We start from the raw sequence: 16,746 nt of genomic DNA on the forward strand, positions 1-16,746 counted from the left end.
TGGATGAACTGCATGGCCTCACGGGATCGGCCGGTGCGACTCTGTGTCACGAACGCCAAGGGCGGGACTGGCAAGACAACGATCGCGATCAACGTCGCGGGCGCGCTCAACGAGCGCGGGTACGACGTGTTGTTCGTCGACCTCGACCCGCAGGGCAACGCGACCGAAGGGCTCGGCCTCGTCGAGGCCTACGATCGCGGCCCGCCGACGCTGTTCGACGCGTTGACCGATCCCGATGGGGCCTCGATGGCCCCGGGTCTGCTCGTCGACCACCCCGAGATGACGGTCCTCCCGAGCAATATCGATCTGCTCCAGGCCGAGCGCGAACTCACGATCGCCGGGCTGATGGCCCGCGCGAAAGCCGAGGACATGGGCATTCGGGCGGCGGATCTGGAACCGCTGGCGCTGAATATCGACCCCGCGATGATCTCGCCCGGGAACGCCCTGGATCTACTCGATCCCGTCCTCGACGCCGTCGAGGTCGGCTTCGATTACGTCATCGTGGACTCGCCGCCCTTTTACGGGCAGTTGACCGACACCGCGATCTACGCGACGCGGAACGTGATCGTCCCGGCACTGACCGAGGCGACCTCCGAGCGGGCGATCGAGTTGCTCATCGACCAACTCGCGGCACTCGAAGCCCAGGCCGACATCCGGGTCGACACCGTCGGCGTCGTCGCCAATCGCGTCGAACAGACCAACGAGGACGCCGCGATGATCCAGTGGCTCGAAACCGTCTTCTCGGAGTTCCCCGTCTGGCAAGTCCGCAAGCGCGTGGCGCTGCAGCGGGCGTTCTCGGCGGGCCACTCGATTTTCGCTGACGAGGACGCGATCGACATGGAACGCGTCTTCCTCCAGATCGCTGACGAACTGAGCCGCCGATTCGAGCAGCCTACCCCCACCAACCAGGAGACTCAAGCATGACAGACGACGACCGTATGGACCGCGCCGAGCGCATCAAGCGGATGCGCGAAGGCCGCCGCGACGACGCATCGTCCGACGACAGTACCCCCGAGGAGACCGCCGGTGACGAGTCGAGCGACGACTCGCCCACCGGTCAGGATCCCACGGCGTCCGAGCGATCGCCAGGGCCAGACCCAGCGTCGGGCGCATCGGACGAAGATCGGCCCGATGCCGCCAGCGACTCGCCGGCGGACGAGGGGATCGATTCCGACGCGATGGCGGCCGCCAAACGCGTCGCTGAGTCGGTCTCCGGTGTCGACGCCGACACCCTCGCCGCGACGAACGACGCGGTCGAGAGCGGGGCCGTCGACCCCACCGAATCGGACCCCGAGACCGTCGTCCCGACCGAGACCGACGCCGGGGCGGCCGAGTCGAGCGCCGAGACGGTCGCCCCGACCGAGACCGTCGAGACGCGCGTCCTCGAATTCCAACTCGGTGACGAGCGCTACTGTATCGACATCGCGTACGTCGAGGAGATCGTCAAAGACGAGGCGATCACGCGCGTCCCGAACACACCGGCGCTCGTCGAGGGGGTCGTCGACCTGCGCGGCCAGATCACGACGATCCTCGATCCCAAAGAGGTCATCGACGTCGACGATTCCGAGACCGGATCGCTGATCGTCGTCTTCGACGCCGAGGCCGTCGAAGACCAGGGCGCGATCGGGTGGCTCGTCGACGAGGTCCACCAGGTCGGGCCCGTTTCCAAGTCAGATCTGCGGGACTCGCCGGTCGAGGAGGCGTACATCAACGGCGTCATCGATCGGGACGACCAGTTCGTGCTCTGGATCGAACCCGATCTCGCCCTCGACGCGATCGACGAGGAGTGATTCCACCGATCGGTACGTCTCAGAACAGCGCGTCGTCGACGATGCTGGCGGGGCCACCGACCGACCAGACGTGCGTGTCGGTCCCGATGCCCGCGAGACGGTCCTGCACACGATCGACGGCGTCGGCGGTCGTGTTCACGTAGACGCTCGCGCCGGTGTCCGTCGAGAAGTAGGCGGGGATGTCCTCTTCGGAGCGGAGCTCTCGGACCGCCTCGAACACCTCGATGCTGCGGCCGTCCCAGTACACCCACCCCGAGGGGCCGGTCATCGTCGTCGCCGCGAGCGCGAGCGTGTCGCGCTCGGCCGTGTCCGCGACGCGGTCGAACGTGCCCGCGCGCAACGCGTCTTTCATCTCCGCGATCTGATCTCCGACCTGGGCGCGGCGGGCCTCGAACATCGGACTCGCGGCGGCCTCCTCGTGGGCGTCGTCGGTCTCCTTGTAGACGGGAATCTCGACGCCGACGACCCGCCAGTCCTCGACGGCCGATTCGAGGCGATGCGATCGGCAGTCCTGGTCGTTCAGGCCCGCTTCGAGCAAGGAGACGCCACCGGTGACCGCACGCGCCGCCGAGGCCGACCCGCGCCGGGCGATAGCCGAAATCCCGGGCCGCGAGAGGTCGAGGTCGGCGGCCGCGACGAGCGCCGTCGCGAGCGCCGCAAAGCCCGACGCCGAGGAGCCAAAGCCCACGTTCGAGGGAAAGGAGTTCTCGCTTTCCATTCGAACCCGCCGATCGATGCCCGCGCGCTCGCGGACCGCGTCGACGACCGTCCGGATGCGCTCGGCCCCGCGCCCCTCGACGGGGTCGCCGCCGATCGCGTAGCGGTCGGCGTCGCGGTCCTCGAAGGCGACCGTCGTCGTGGTCGCCGCCGGCGCGGTACAGACGCTGATGCTGTCGTGATACGGGTAGCGGCCCGGCTTTTCGCGGAGGCCGTGGTACTTGACGAGCCCCTGGATCGGGTGGGCTCGCGCTGTCGCCTTCATGGTCGCTCCTGGGCGGGCGGGCACTTTGGCCTTCCTTCGCCGGCGAACGAGGCAGTGATGTCGATGGCGGAGAAACATCGATGGTATTATTATTATTATTATTATTATTATTAGATTTTACCCTCTCTTCATGGGACTATCCGCATCTGAAATCAGTATACGGAGGTATTTCGTATTGTTCCTCGTGGCTTGCCTCGTGATACCGGCTGCCACGATACCGACCGTCGGTTCCACGACTGCAGACGACGGTGATGTACTGACCGATGGGACCGCGAACACACCGCTCGAAGGGAAGTCGGTGGCTCGATCGACCGTTCGTGACTTGCCGGCCGAGAACGAACGTCTCCGGGACGGTCGGGACCGGGCCAGCCGTCGTATCAATCGGTCAATTCAGACGTTTCGGGACCCGGTTCGGGTTCAGAATCAGTCTGCTTTCGAACACGATGCGAACGCCATCGAAGCGCTCTCGCCGTATCTGGAGACGAATCGATCTGACGCCGTCGGTCAGGTCGAATCGTCTCTCGTACGGGCCGACCATGTGAGTGCGAACCAGTCAGTCACGGATGCTCGTCGCGCTTTCAGGCTCTCGAAGGACGACCTCCCGCCGACTTCGTACTGGAGTGCCCGTTCGCACGTCTCGGAAGCCGAACGGCTGTTCGAAGAGGCGGAGGACCTTCGAGAACGTGCGAACGAGACGACGGGTGATCGGCGCGTCGAGCTCACGACTCGGGCCATCAGGACCTACGGGACTGCCGTTCAGCAGGCCAACGAAGCGTTGCGACTGATCGACGCCGATATCGGTCCGTCGGTCACAGTCGCCAGTCGATCGGATCCGATCGTCAACGACTCCGTTCGCGATCACTATAGCTTTCGAGGAACGATCGTGAATCCTCCCGGGTGGACGAACGTGACACTCACCGTCACAACGAACCGGACGCGAACGACGGTCAACCCACGGTGGAAGAACTACACGCACGCTCGCTTCTGGGCGGACCTCAATCGGACTGACCGGGTGACGGAGATCAGTATCGTGCCTACCCAGGGTGGCGAACCGATTCCTGGGGCGACCAACGCGACGATCCGTCTCGACGGTGACGGCCTGACCGATCGAACCGAGATCAACCTGACGGGGACCGATCCACTGGATCCAGACAGCGATTCGCCACTGACGACGGCCAACGAAAGCAGCAACGGGATCGTCGACGGTCGAGAGGATTTCGACGGTGACGGCCTTCTGACGAGCGAGGAGCAGTCGATCGGGACGCACCCACTCGATAACGACACCGACGGAGACGGTCTCAGAGACGCCTTCGAGATCAGCCGAACTCGAACGGATCCGACTCGACCGGATACAGACGGCGACGGCGTGCCTGACGGTGCGGAAGATCTGGACGGCGACGGACTGACGAATTTGGACGAACAGGCGGCCGGGACGCCACCACGATTTGCCGACATCGACGGTGACACGCTCACGGATCCAGCCGAACTCGCCAACGGAACTGATCCGCTCGATGCCGATACCGATGGGGACGGTCTCGACGACGACGCCGAACCCGCACTCGAAACTGATCCGCTCGACCCCGATACTGACGACGACGGGATACAGGACGGAAACGAGACGTTCACGACGACCGCCAGCAATCGGTCGCTCGGGGCGACCGTCACGCTGACGGGCGCGGGCAACGTTGCCGGTGGGGTCACCATCGACCGACAGGACGCACGATTCGCAACGTCGGATCGCATACAAAATCGCAGTGTATCGACGGTGGCCGATATTCGATCCGAACGGTCTTTCGAAACGGCAAACGTGACGCTCTCGATCGATCGTCCTGCCGAATTCGAAAACGAGAGCGACCTCGCGATGTTCAGATACGATCCCGAACGGCAGATCTACATGCCACTGAATTCGTCGGTCGATCTGGACGATGGCACGGTGACGGCTCAGACCTCACACTTCTCGACGTTCGTCGTCTTCCCGGTGGCGAACTGGGCGTCAGACCTCTCGGCTGAGGACTCCTCGAACGAGAGCGACGAACTCAAGCCCGTCGACGTGGTCTTCGTCATCGATTCTTCGGGATCGATGGGCGGGAACGATCCCCATGAGTTCCGGAAAGAGGCGGCGAAACGATTCGTCGGGTCCCTCCTCGAACGCGATCGAGCCGGCGTCGTCGATTTCGATAACGACGGGGAACTCACGCAGTCGCTGACCTCAGAGCACGACGCGGTCAACGTGACGATCGAAAACCTGGACGCATACGGCGGGACCGACATTGGGGCTGGGCTCAGGGTCGCGAACGACCATTTCGCCGCTGCGAGTAACGACAGCCGGAGTCAAGTGACCGTGTTGCTCACAGACGGAAACGGAGAAGGGGGTATCGACGAAGCGCAAACGGCTGCCAGTCGGAACACGACGATCCACACGATCGGCTTTGGCAGTGCCGATCGGACCAAACTCGATTCGATCGCCTCGATCACGAACGGCTCGTTCCACTACGTGGGAAGTGCCTCGGAGCTGCCCGAGGTCTTCTCGCGCGTGTCAGAAGACGTCAAACCGCCAGACACCGACGGGGACGGCCTGCCGGACCCACTCGAACGCCAGGGCATCCCGGTCGGATCGACTGGACTCGGAACGTCGACGATCCAGACCAACCCGAACGCGAGTGACACCGACGGCGACGGCCTCTCGGACGGCGTCGAGGTCGGTGACCGCCACGAAGAGCAAGTGACGTTTTACGTCGATGGCCATCGCATCTCACACACGGTCACCTATTACGAACTCGTGAGTGATCCGACCAGCGTCGATGGTGACAGCGACGGCCTCGACGACGACGTGGAGTTCGAGGGCTGGGAGATTCCCGTCGAAAACGTCTCCGGAATGGATCGGCCCCTCCGCTTCGACACTGATTGCCAGTACGTTGAGTACGGCGGTGGGATCTTCTGGAGTGGCTGTACCGTCGACGATTCGATCAACGTGAGTTCGGATCCGTTACTGGTCGACAGCGATCGTGACGGCTTGAACGATAGCATCGAAAAGCGTCGGACGCACACCGATCCCGAAGCAGTGGTCACCTACGGTCTGACGAAGCGGCAGGCTGGCGTCATGCGAACGCTGCGTGATCCCGGAACGATCGCGACGGGGACTATTGTTCGTCCCCAGAGCCTGGGAGTCCCGTCCGAGACTGTCGGTCGGGAGGTTTCGGTCGGTCGAGACGGATTCAACGACGCGACCTCGGATTTCGACTTCGTGACGACGAACGAGTGGCCTCGCGATGCCAACGACGCTGGGGTGATCGAGGAGACGCTATCCTTCGAAGCGATAGACGGCGTCGAACGGACCGACACCTGGCAGTCGAACCGAGACGAGACGACAGTCGAAGCCAGTTCCCGGCTCGATCCGTGGAATCCCGATACGGACGGTGACGGTCTGACCGATGGCTGGGAGCGGACTGGGATCCACGAAGTCCGGCAAACGTTCGCCACCATGACTGTCGTGGATGCGAACGTCCTCGACGAGCGGACGAATGCGACGCGTCCCGATACCGACGGCGACGGCGTCTGGGACGGATGGATCGGCGTGTACGACACGGATCGATCCACGAGTCGGAACGTCGTCCTGTACCGGGAACACCTCCACGACGACGATGGGTCGGGAGCCCCCAGCGGGATCGCCGGTGACGAAATCGTCAACGAACAGGTGGGTGTCCACGAGGTGACCGACGATCCCATGACGTCGGCCGCTCGATCGGCCGAACTCCCTGGCCGATCCGGTGAGTATCACTCGAACGTTCACGTGGGCGAACTACACTGGGGAACGGATCCGACGGACGCAGATCAGCTACCGGACCGATCACTGACTATCGAAGTGGATTACATCGAGGGACGGAATCCTCGCAATCTCACGCTCTCGAACGGCAACGACGTGCTCGAACAGACCAGGATGAACTATGCGCTGTACGGCATCGATCTCACGTTCGAAGCCGACGACTCACTGTCGCAGTCCGACCTCGAAAACACCTGCCGGGCAGTCAATCTGTTCGAACCCGATCGGCAACCGGGCTTCAAAGCGTTCGGGCCGGTCCTCGACGACGGAACTGGTCTGATTACGAAGACTCGCTCTGGTGGCATCGGCGAGGTTCACTCCCGGATCGAATGCATCGAACCGGACGCATTCAACGTCTGGGAGACTGATCTGGTGGAGGACGCCTACCACGACGATCCATCGACGCTGCACCTGTTCTGGTCCTCCTCGCATGGGTCTGATATTCCCAAATACGTGCCCCACGACCTCTCACCGATTCCGGAAGGCGTCAACGGAATGGAGGGGCACACTGGTTCGCCGACACAGACCGCGTTCATCGAGAATATCTGGGGAACGCCCCACGGAACCGTTATGTTCGACGACGCCATGACGTCCCCAGAAGGGAAGCATCGAGTTCTCATGGAAGAGATCGGTCACGGACTGAGTGCCGGATGGCTCGACGATAAACTTCTGAAGATCGGCGAATGCTATAGTGGTGACTTTTGCTATGGGATCGGTCCCGGCGGCCGCGTGACTGGCGGGGGCGATGACTTGACTGTCGAAGCGATTGAAGGGTCGAAAAATGGAGATTGGCCAGTTATGGGAAGAGCCGATTATTTCGGATCCGAGAGAACTGCATTCAGTATCGAGGAGTTAGTGACTATTGATTTTAAGGGGATACCAACGAAAGATGAGTGATCGAATATCGCGGCGAAAACTGATAGCGTCCGTACCGGCTGTCGGATCGTTGAGCGGTTGTCTATTCGTTGCGGGCGGTCCGACATCGCGTAACCTCGACTTGGAGGGTGTGAGTGTCCGGGAGCAGCCTGATGGTACTCATGAGGTTACAGTCACGACTGACTTTTATGTCCGGAACCGGAACGAATCCGAAGCGTTTCGTGACGTATCCATTATTGGAATTACTGATTCGAGCATTCACTGTCGAAACAGGATTGACGCTAATTCGGAGAGTCTCGCGTATGAAAACATAGTGGTGACGTTGCGATGTCGCCAATTGCCCAAGTATATTACAACGACACTCACTGGATCGTGTACGAAAACCCATTTTCCAGTGTACCGACTGACTCTGTCGGATGGAAATGCGTCCCTCAGTTACGTCGGAGACCGCTATTGTGACGACAATTTGACCGCAATTCCCGAACGATAGTATCGGGTCCCGAGCGGACCAGTACTGCTCTGATGTTTAAATGTACGTGCCCCACGACCTCTCACCGATTCCGGAAGACGTCAACGGAATGGAGGGGCATACTGGCTCGCCCACGCAGACCGCGTTCATCGAGAATATCTGGGGAACACCCCACGGAACCGTTATGTTCGACGACGCCATGACGTCCCCAGAAGGGAAGCATCGAGTTCTCATGGAAGAGATCGGTCACGGACTCAGTGCCGGATGGCTCGACGATAAAGGGCTCAAGATCGGCGAATGTTACAGTGGCGGCTACTGTTATGGGATCGATCCCGGCGGTCGGGTGACTGGCGGCGGCAATGATTTAACGATTGAATCTACACAACGCTATTCTGATGGCCTGTGGCCGATTATGGGCGATGCGAATCCGATCGACAAAACACAACGAACGGCCTTCAGTATCGAAGAGATTCTAACGATTAATTTCGTTAACATTCCCAGCAAAGATGAGTAAAAGAATCTCGAGGAGATGTGTCCTCCTCAGCGTGCCAACTTTTGCAAGTGTGAGCGGTTGCATCAGCCCTGGTGGCCCTCGGAGTAGGACACTTGCACTCAGAGATATCGAGTTCGAAAGTCAATCAGAATCTTACAAGATTGATGCAGTGGCATACTTCAGCGTGAGGAATCAGGACTTAAGAGAGGAGGTCCACGATGTGAAGTTAATTGGGTTTAGATCCAATCAAATCGTTTGCAATCGGCCAATCTCTCCGACCTTTTCCAGTAGTCTATCTCATGAAGAGCCAATTTCGGTAACTTGTCCCAAAGAGGTGAGTTATCTGACGATGACGGTTGAGGAACAGCGATGCCAGAATTCACTATTTGGGGTATACAAGATTAACGAGGCAAGTTCTGAGAGCCGGTCTGAATTTATTGGGTACCGCGAATGTAATGAGTCGTTGACGACTATCCCGACACGATAGCTTAGTATCTTATTTATATTATTCCGAATGTAGAATAGTCGGCAGTGATTGGGATATCTGATGGTAATAGAGGGAATGGATTTGATTTTGGAGGAATTGCCAACAGTCGTCTTAAAAAATATTCCATCGAAAGATGAGTGATCGAATATCGCGGCGAAAACTGATTGCGGCTGTACCGGCCGTCGCATCGCTTAGCGGCTGCTTGTTCGTTCCAGGCGGGCCGAAAGCACGTGATCTCGATCTCGACAATGTGACTGTGCGGGACCAGCCCAATGGTTCGTACGAAATTACAGTTCAAACTGACTTCTACGCTCGGAATTGGGACGAATCCGAAGCGTTTCGTGACGTATCGATTATTGGATTTACCGATTCGAGCGTTCAGTGTCGAGATCAGATCACCGCCGACTCGGAGAGTCTCGCGTATGAAAAGATAGCGGTGACGCTCCGGTGCCAACATTTGCCAGAGTATATCACGACTGCATTCTCTGGATCCTGCACGAACACTCACTTTGGAGTGTACCGATTGAACCGGTCGGATGGCGATGCATCCATCGAATACGTCGGCGAACGTTCCTGTGGCGACGATGTAACTGCAATTCCCGAACGATAGTATCGGGTTTCTGGGTGGCCCAACAGGGGCCCTTTCATATCCTATCCGATCTGGCCGTTGACGTTCGTCAGGGCCCGCTCTAAGGAGTGCTCACTCTCGACAGCCCCCGCCCGTTCCCGGCAGATGGCGGCAAACCTGAACGGTTTTACCCGTCATCGGCGTGGCCCGTGTATGGGACTCAGGAGCGTCCTCGACGCCCACCCGGATCCGACGCGACTCACACAGTCGGTCGATCCGGACGCCGAACTCCCGGCGCTCGCGGTCCAGGACGCCGCGACGCCGACGATTTTCGAGTCGGTGGCGGGCTACCCCGACTGTCGAGTCGCCACGAACTGCATCGGGACGCGAACAGCCATCCGCCGGGCGATCGACACCGACGAGTCGCTCGTTGCAGCGATGTCGGCCGCGATGGCCGACCCCGCACCGCTCGAACGGACGGTACCGGTCGCCGCTCGCGAGGTCGCGACCGATCCGGACGTCCGCGAGCACATTCCGATCCCGGACTACTACGAGGCCCACGATCGTCGCTATCTCGCCTCCAGCGTCGTGATCGCCGAGGACCCCGACACCGGGACGCACAACCTCTCTTTCCACCGGATGCAGTATCTCGGCGACAACGAGTTCGCCATTCGGCTGGTCGAACGCCACCTCCACGACATCCATTCGCGTACCGAGGGCCCGACACCGATCGCCGTCGCGATGGGCGTCCACCCCGCGGTCGAACTCGCCGCCGCGACGTCGATCGCCCCCGGTGAGAGCGAACTCGAACTCGCGAACCGCCTCCACGGCGGCCAGTTGGCGACCGATTCTCTCGACGGCTTGACCGTCCCGAGCGAGAGCGAGGTGCTCATGCTCGGCGAGATCACGTCGGAGACGGCCGAGGAGGGCCCGTTCGTCGACCTCTCTCGGACCTGGGATCGCACGCGCGAGCAACCCGTGGTCCGCGTGAACACGCTCATGACGCGGCCAAATCCCCTCGTGCGCATCATCGTCCCCGGGCGGGCCGAACACGCGAACCTCATGGGTGTGCCCCAGGAGCCCCGGATCTATCGGATCGTCGAGAACGCGGTCCCGACCGTCGCAAACGTCGTGCTCACCCACGGCGGGTGCTCGTGGCTCCACGTCGTCGTCGCGATCGACGTCCGGACCCAGGGCGACGCGAAAAACGCCGGTCTCGCCGCACTCGCGGCCCATCCGTCGCTCAAGCGCGTCACGATCGTCGATGCCGATATCGACCCGAGCGACCCCGAGGCCGTCGAGTGGGCGGTCGCGACCCGAACGCAGCCAGATCGCGACGTGGAGGTGATCGAGGGCGCGGACGGGTCTTCGCTCGACCCCTCCCAGGACTTCGCAACGGGCACGACCGCGAAGTGGATCGTGGACGCGACGCGGCCGCGCGGGCCCGATCGTGAGGCCAGCGAGTTCCGCGAAGCGAGGATTCCCGGGGAGGACGACATCGACCTGGAGGAGTTCGAATAATGCACCTGACTACCGAAGAAGAGGCGCTGCTCGATTCGTCGAACCCCGCCGAGCGCAAGGCGATGAACCTCCTCGTCGAACTCGGTGACATCTACGGGGCCGACCGCCTCGTCGAGATCGGGTCCGCCCAGGCCTCGGGGATCTCGTATAAGTCGATCGGCGACCCGGGCGTGCAGTTTCTGGAGTCGTTCGCCGAGGAGGGCGCGAAAGCGTCGGTGCCAACCTTTACGAACCCGGCGGGGATGGACTTCGAGCAGTACGAGGCCGTCGGCGTCGACGAATCGTTCGCCCAGAATCAGCGCCGGATTCGCGACGCGCTCGACGCGATGGGGATCACCCTCTCCTTTACGTGCACACCCTACCTGGCGGGCAATCTCCCTCGCGCGGGCGAACACGTCGCGTGGGCGGAGTCCTCGGCAGTCTCCTTTGCGAACTCGGTGATCGGCGCGAAGACGAATCGTGAGGGCGGACCGTCTGCGATCGCCGCCGCGATCACCGGGCGAACGCCCGAACACGGCCTCCATCTCGATCACAACCGTCGGCCGACCCACCGGGTGCGCGTGGATGCCGATCTGGACTCGACCGCCGATATCGCCGCGCTGGGTTCGTGGGTCGGCCGCCGCGTCGAGGACGGGATCCCCTACTTCTCGGGGATCGAGGCCGCCGACACCGACGATCTGAAAGCGCTCGGCGCGGCGATGGCCGCCTCCGGCGCGGTCGCACTCTATTACGTCGAGGACCTGACGACGGATCGCGACCCGCCGACTGGCGTCGAGAGCCTCTCGGTCGGTGACGCGGAACTCGACAACGAGTACGACCGCCTGCGCACCGATGCCGACCCCGATCTCGTCGTGATCGGCTGTCCGCACGCCTCGCCCGCCGAAATCGCGGAGATCGCTGCCCGTGTCGACGGGGAGTCTCTCGACGCGGACCTCTGGGTGTGTACGAGCGCCGCAGTCCGGGCCCAGGCCGAGCGTAACGGCCACGTCGCGACGATCGAGGCCGCCGGCGGATCGGTGCTGGCCGACACCTGCAACGTCGTCGCGCCGATCGAGGCGATGGACTACGCAGTCACGGCGACCGACTCCGCGAAGGCCGCGAACTACCTGCCCGGATTCTGCGAGCAGACCGTCGTGTTCGACGATCGTGCCAGCCTCATCGAGGGGGTGCTCGCGTGAGCGATTCCGACGGGGCGACGGACGCCACCGATGCCGAGAGCGCCGACGAGAGGGACCCCGCGGACTGGTCGGTCGCGGACGGCACCGCGATCACCGAGGGGACCGCGACGGGTGAGGTCCTCCGCTCGGACGAACCGATCAGCTTCTACGGCGCGGTCGATCTCGATACGGGCGAATTCATCGAGGAGGGCCACGACCTCGAAGGGTCGTGTATCGACGACAAGGTCCTCGTCTTCCCACGTGGGAAAGGATCGACGGTCGGATCGTACGTCCTGTATGGCGTCGCCCAGAACGGCGTCGGCCCGGCGGCGATCGTCCTCGAGGAGACCGAGACGATCGTCGCGACGGGGGCGATCCTCGGGGAGATCCCCTGCGTGGACGGGCTCGAAATCCCGCTGGACTCGCTCGCCGATGGCGAGCGAGTCACCGTCGACGCCGACGCGGGCGAACTGCGTCGCGTGGACGCCGCGGCGGACGCTGATTCAGTTGCGGACAGCGACGCGAGCGATCGATGACACGGATCGTGCTCGGAATTTCCGGGGCGTCGGGGATCCCGCTGGCGGTCCGCACGGCCGAGTCGATCGCCGCCCACGCCGAGTTGATCGTCGTCGTCACCGACGCCGCCGAGTCGGTGATGGCCCACGAGGGCCCGGGCCGGGAGGAAACGATGGCCCACCTCGACCAACTCGCGACCGCGGTGTATCACGACGACGAGATCACTGCGTCGGTCGCCTCCGGGTCGGTCGACGCGCGCGGCATGGCGATCGTGCCCGCGTCGATGCACACCGTCGCGGCGGTCGCCGACGGGCACGCCGACGGCCTGCTGACCCGCGCCGCCGACGTCTGCCTGAAAGAGGACCGCCCGCTCGTGGTCGTGCCCCGCGAGACGCCGATGAGCGAGATTCACCTGGGGAACTTGGAGCGTCTGGCCGGGGTCGGGGCCAGTGTCGTCCCGCCCGTGCTCGGATTTTACTACGAACCCGATGGGATCGACGACGTGCTCGATCATCTGGCGGGCAAGGTTCTCGATCGGTTCGACATCGAGCATTCGCTCGGTGAGACGTGGTCTGGCGACGGGCGACTGTAGGGTGACCATCGACCCCCGGGGGTTTGCGGACTATTGCGGGTCGATGGAAATCTTGATGTGAAATCCGCGTGTAATCGGGGGTGAGGCCGGTGAAACGGCCATGGTTTCAGACGGACCCCTTGTGGGGTTGAAGCAGGTCCCGCGATGGCTGAAGCTGGCGGCGATCGCGTTTCAGACGGACCCCTTGTGGGGTTGAAGCGACGCCGACGAACGCGAGAAAATCGCAGAGGCCGCGTTTCAGACGGACCCCTTGTGGGGTTGAAGCAACTGCCTCAATGACCTAGGGACCGACGGCGTGAGGGGTTTCAGACGGACCCCTTGTGGGGTTGAAGCGCTATCCATCGATTCAAGGTCTTTAGTCATAACCATAGTTTCAGACGGACTCCTTGTGGGGTTGAAGCGGCTTTACGTCCGACGAAATCGAACCGCCGAACGAGTTTCAGACGGACCCCTTGTGGGGTTGAAGCGGGGTCGGTGCCGCCGCCTGGCGTGGCAACGCTCGTTTCAGACGGACCCCTTGTGGGGTTGAAGCCGTCTCGGGATCGGGGTTGCGGCCGGTGACCTGGTTTCAGACGGACCCCTTGTGGGGTTGAAGCACCGCCTGAGATTCCTGCCCGCTCAGGTCGTCGTGATGTTTCAGACGGACCCCTTGTGGGGTTGAAGCGAGGTCGGGGAGACCTACTCCGCGAGCAATCTGACGGGTTTCAGACGGACCCCTTGTGGGGTTGAAGCACCGAGTCTCGGCCGGTCGAGACGATGACCGTGCGGTTTCAGACGGACCCCTTGTGGGGTTGAAGCGTCACGGGTGACCAGTGATGTCGTGGACTGTTGTCGTTTCAGACGGACCCCTTGTGGGGTTGAAGCCCTCTTTGGGATCTTTTTCCGTAAAAGACCCATAAGTTTCAGACGGACCCCTTGTGGGGTTGAAGCCGAATCAGGTCGAGCAGGCTGTGGTACAGTTCGCGGTTTCAGACGGACCCCTTGTGGGGTTGAAGCATAACTGAACACCCGTAGGAAAACCTACGGTAAAAGTTTCAGACGGACCCCTTGTGGGGTTGAAGCGCAGGAGACGATCGCCGCAGCCTACCACGCACTGCGTTTCAGACGGACCCCTTGTGGGGTTGAAGCGGCCCCTGGAACTCGATCGCCATGCGAGTGTCCTGGTTTCAGACGGACCCCTTGTGGGGTTGAAGCTGTCTCGCTCACGTCCCGGCGTCGGGTTGAAGTACCGTGGCTCACAATGTACACACGATGAGCACCGACAAACGGCGCGTTCAGTTCCGCGCTCCCGAGCGATTGATCGAACGGACTGACGCGCTCGCGGCCGTCCTGGGCGAGGATCGGACTGACCTTCTGGTGACGGCGCTTCGGGAGTACCTCCAGGACGCCGCTCACGACGACGTGCTGACCCAGGAGATCGCCGCCGCGTACTACGACGACGAGATCAGTTCGGACCAGCTCGAATCACTCCTCGGCGCGGAAGAAGCGGCGAACGTCCGCGTGCTGGATCGGCAACTCGACGAGGCGTTCGTCGAGGACGTGGCCGACACGTGACCGACCTCGTCGCCGACACCTCGGCACTCGTGAGCCTCGGCGTGACGGCGGATAGCGATCCTGACGTGCTGAGCGTCGTCCTCGATCGCTACGATCTCGTCGTGCCCGAGACCGTCGTGGACGAACTGCGGGACGTCGCCGCCTACGAGGACGCCCACGCGAGCGGTGCGCAAGCAGTCCTCGACCGATCGGCCTATCGGGTCGCGTCGGTGTCGCTCGATCCCGAGTTTCCACTCGACGCCGGAGAGAACGCCGCCGTCACGCTCGCCAGCGAGCGCGGCGCAGCGTTGATGCTCTGTGACGAGTTCAGCCAGATCGGGCTGATCCACGCGTCGCTGGCCGAGACGCGACTCGTCACGACGCCGACGCTACTCGCGGCGCTGGTCGAAGACGGTCGATTGACTGGCGACGAGGCCGAGCGCGCGCTCGACCGGATCGCATCGGTCCGGGACTGGGCGGCGAACGCGTACGTCCAGCGGGCGCGGACGCTGTTCGAGTGATCGCTAGATTCCTCTTCGACAATCGGTGCACCGAGGATTTGAACACGCTCTCGCTATCCATCCAGCGTCGCCCCCACGGCCTGCACGTAGCTGTTCGCGTCCCAGCTCCGAGACGGTCCGATCACGTCCAGGAGGTCACGCGCCTGGTCGACCGTGAGGTGGCCGTTCCGGGCGTAGTCTCGGATCAATCGCGGCGTCGGCACGAGCGTCGCTCCCTCGACGAGTGCGTGAATGCGCGCGAGGTGAGTGAACTCGTCGGTCAGCAGTGCGTCGACTGCGTTGGTATTCGCGAGGACGATCGCAGCGGTTTCGCCCGTATCGAGGCCGTAGGTCGGGAGTTCGTCCGGTCCGCCGTCCTCGGCCAGCGGATCGACGACGCGGAAGTGCTCGCTCGCGGCGAGGACGTTCGTCGCCGCGGCGGCGTGAACGTCGTCGTAGCCAGCCATCTCCCGGAGTTCGTTTTCGACCTGTGTCGGGACGCTCACCCGAGTGCTCGTGAGCAGGTACTGCAACGGGTCGGGGTTGCTCGCGGTGTCGCTCGCGTCGGCTCTGGGGATCGCCAGGCTCACCAGCGAGCAGGTGTCGGCGACGACGGTCTCCATCGATCAGTCCTCGGGGTCGACCGTCGCCGTCTCCCCGTCGTAGATATCGACGCCATCCTCCGGCGCGGAGAGATCGAGCGGCTCGGAGTCGAGGTCCCGTTTGAGCAGCTTCGCGGTGCGGGCTCGTTCGGTCCCGACCAGCGCTTCGAGGCGGTCGTACCCGATCTGGCCGTCGTAGTACGCCTCGGTGATGTCGTGGCGGAATCGCTCGTCGTCGGTCGCGTCGGCGATGTACTCGCGGAGCGCCTCGATGATGACGTCCGTTCGGTCGGTCCCTTCGATTTCGGCCAGGGCGTCGGCCTGTCCGACGAGGTCCGCTGGCGACCGGAAGTGGACGCGCTTGTGTTCGGAGTCTGCGACCATGTGCACAGTATGTGTTCCGGGGACTAAAATCGTGTGCATGGCGTGTGTCTGGAATTCGTGTTTGGTTCCGCGGTTTCTGTAAGCTGGGAATTCTCTTTCGGTATTTTCCGAACGCCCCCTCGCGCTCGACGGCTACGAACTGCTCACGGGTCGCTTCGCTCCCCGTTCGCATCTCGTGGCCTCACTCCGTTCGGCCACGCTACCGCTGCGCGCGCCTTCGGCGTGCTTGCGGGTTCTCGCTCGCCGACCGCTCGGCCCCGTTCGATTTCCCACCTCTGCCGGCTGGGGCGGCGCAATTCGATTAACCGAATACCGCACTCGACCGTCGGTCACACCGAGGCACTGTTCCAGACGGCCCTTCGTGGGCTCACACTTTCACCGTGGTTGCAGGAAATTTATGACGAAAGCAATCGATCACCGACGCGTCATGCCAACAGCAATGGGAGTGCGATAATC

Annotated in this window: 13 protein-coding genes and 1 CRISPR repeat array; of the genes, 10 read left to right on the plus strand and 3 right to left on the minus strand. The window is 62.6% G+C overall.

The genetic code is table 11. From position 1 onward, the window contains the following. Positions 1–12 precede the first annotated feature (12 nt). Together HARCEL1_RS02605 and HARCEL1_RS02610 are read left to right on the plus strand one after the other, a co-directional pair. Positions 13–924, plus strand: a complete 912-nt coding sequence (locus HARCEL1_RS02605; protein ID WP_108381049.1) for a ParA family protein — start codon at positions 13–15, stop codon at positions 922–924. Next, the gene (locus HARCEL1_RS02610; protein WP_108381050.1) at positions 921–1,790 is read left to right on the plus strand and encodes a chemotaxis protein CheW; all 870 of its coding nucleotides are present in this window, start codon (positions 921–923) and stop codon (positions 1,788–1,790) included. The genes HARCEL1_RS02605 and HARCEL1_RS02610 overlap by 4 nt, the downstream gene beginning before the upstream one ends. 19 nt (positions 1,791–1,809) lie before the next feature. Here the strand turns inward: HARCEL1_RS02610 and mvaD are convergent, their stop codons facing one another. Further along, entirely contained in the window at positions 1,810–2,772 is a 963-nt protein-coding gene (mvaD, locus tag HARCEL1_RS02615) for a phosphomevalonate decarboxylase MvaD (RefSeq protein WP_108381051.1), read from the minus strand. 538 nt (positions 2,773–3,310) lie between these two features. Between mvaD and HARCEL1_RS02620 the strand changes: the two genes are divergently transcribed. From HARCEL1_RS02620 to HARCEL1_RS02655, 8 genes are all read left to right on the plus strand, one after another. Continuing rightward, positions 3,311–7,489, plus strand: a complete 4,179-nt coding sequence (locus HARCEL1_RS02620; protein ID WP_159076988.1) for a VWA domain-containing protein — start codon at positions 3,311–3,313, stop codon at positions 7,487–7,489. Positions 7,490–8,004: 515 nt separating this feature from the next. Next, complete coding sequence (locus HARCEL1_RS02625; RefSeq protein WP_159076989.1) at positions 8,005–8,451, plus strand: hypothetical protein; 447 nt, start codon at positions 8,005–8,007, stop codon at positions 8,449–8,451. 1,247 nt (positions 8,452–9,698) lie between these two features. Then, the gene (locus HARCEL1_RS02630) at positions 9,699–11,006 is read left to right on the plus strand and encodes a UbiD family decarboxylase (RefSeq protein WP_108381054.1); all 1,308 of its coding nucleotides are present in this window, start codon (positions 9,699–9,701) and stop codon (positions 11,004–11,006) included. Then, positions 11,006–12,184 carry an aconitase X gene (locus tag HARCEL1_RS02635; RefSeq protein ID WP_108381055.1) on the plus strand — a complete coding sequence of 393 codons (1,179 nt, stop codon included), beginning with the start codon at positions 11,006–11,008 and terminating at the stop codon, positions 12,182–12,184. The genes HARCEL1_RS02630 and HARCEL1_RS02635 overlap by 1 nt, the downstream gene beginning before the upstream one ends. Beyond that, a complete protein-coding gene (locus tag HARCEL1_RS02640) occupies positions 12,181–12,699 on the plus strand; it encodes an aconitase X swivel domain-containing protein (protein ID WP_108381056.1) in 519 nt (172 codons plus the stop codon). Before HARCEL1_RS02635 ends, HARCEL1_RS02640 begins: the two co-directional genes overlap by 4 nt. Beyond that, positions 12,696–13,271, plus strand: coding sequence for a UbiX family flavin prenyltransferase (locus HARCEL1_RS02645; protein WP_108381057.1), 576 nt, complete (start codon positions 12,696–12,698; stop codon positions 13,269–13,271). Before HARCEL1_RS02640 ends, HARCEL1_RS02645 begins: the two co-directional genes overlap by 4 nt. A 103-nt stretch (positions 13,272–13,374) precedes the next feature. Continuing rightward, positions 13,375–14,465: a CRISPR direct-repeat array (repeat unit 31 nt; unit sequence GTTTCAGACGGACCCCTTGTGGGGTTGAAGC). 57 nt (positions 14,466–14,522) lie between these two features. After that, on the plus strand, positions 14,523–14,825 hold the full coding sequence (locus HARCEL1_RS02650) for a hypothetical protein (RefSeq protein ID WP_108381058.1): 303 nt from the start codon (positions 14,523–14,525) through the stop codon (positions 14,823–14,825). Then, on the plus strand, positions 14,822–15,325 hold the full coding sequence (locus tag HARCEL1_RS02655) for a hypothetical protein (RefSeq protein WP_108381059.1): 504 nt from the start codon (positions 14,822–14,824) through the stop codon (positions 15,323–15,325). Before HARCEL1_RS02650 ends, HARCEL1_RS02655 begins: the two co-directional genes overlap by 4 nt. 53 nt (positions 15,326–15,378) lie before the next feature. Here HARCEL1_RS02655 and HARCEL1_RS02660 read toward each other — a convergent pair whose 3' ends face one another. Together HARCEL1_RS02660 and HARCEL1_RS02665 are read right to left on the minus strand one after the other, a co-directional pair. Beyond that, positions 15,379–15,927, minus strand: coding sequence for a hypothetical protein (locus HARCEL1_RS02660; RefSeq protein WP_108381060.1), 549 nt, complete (start codon positions 15,925–15,927; stop codon positions 15,379–15,381). Positions 15,928–15,930: 3 nt separating this feature from the next. Next, entirely contained in the window at positions 15,931–16,290 is a 360-nt protein-coding gene (locus HARCEL1_RS02665; protein ID WP_108381061.1) for a hypothetical protein, read from the minus strand. Between the last annotated feature and the right edge of the window lie 456 nt (positions 16,291–16,746).

The organism is Halococcoides cellulosivorans (genome assembly GCF_003058365.1).
Taxonomy (GTDB): domain Archaea; phylum Halobacteriota; class Halobacteria; order Halobacteriales; family Haloarculaceae; genus Halococcoides; species Halococcoides cellulosivorans.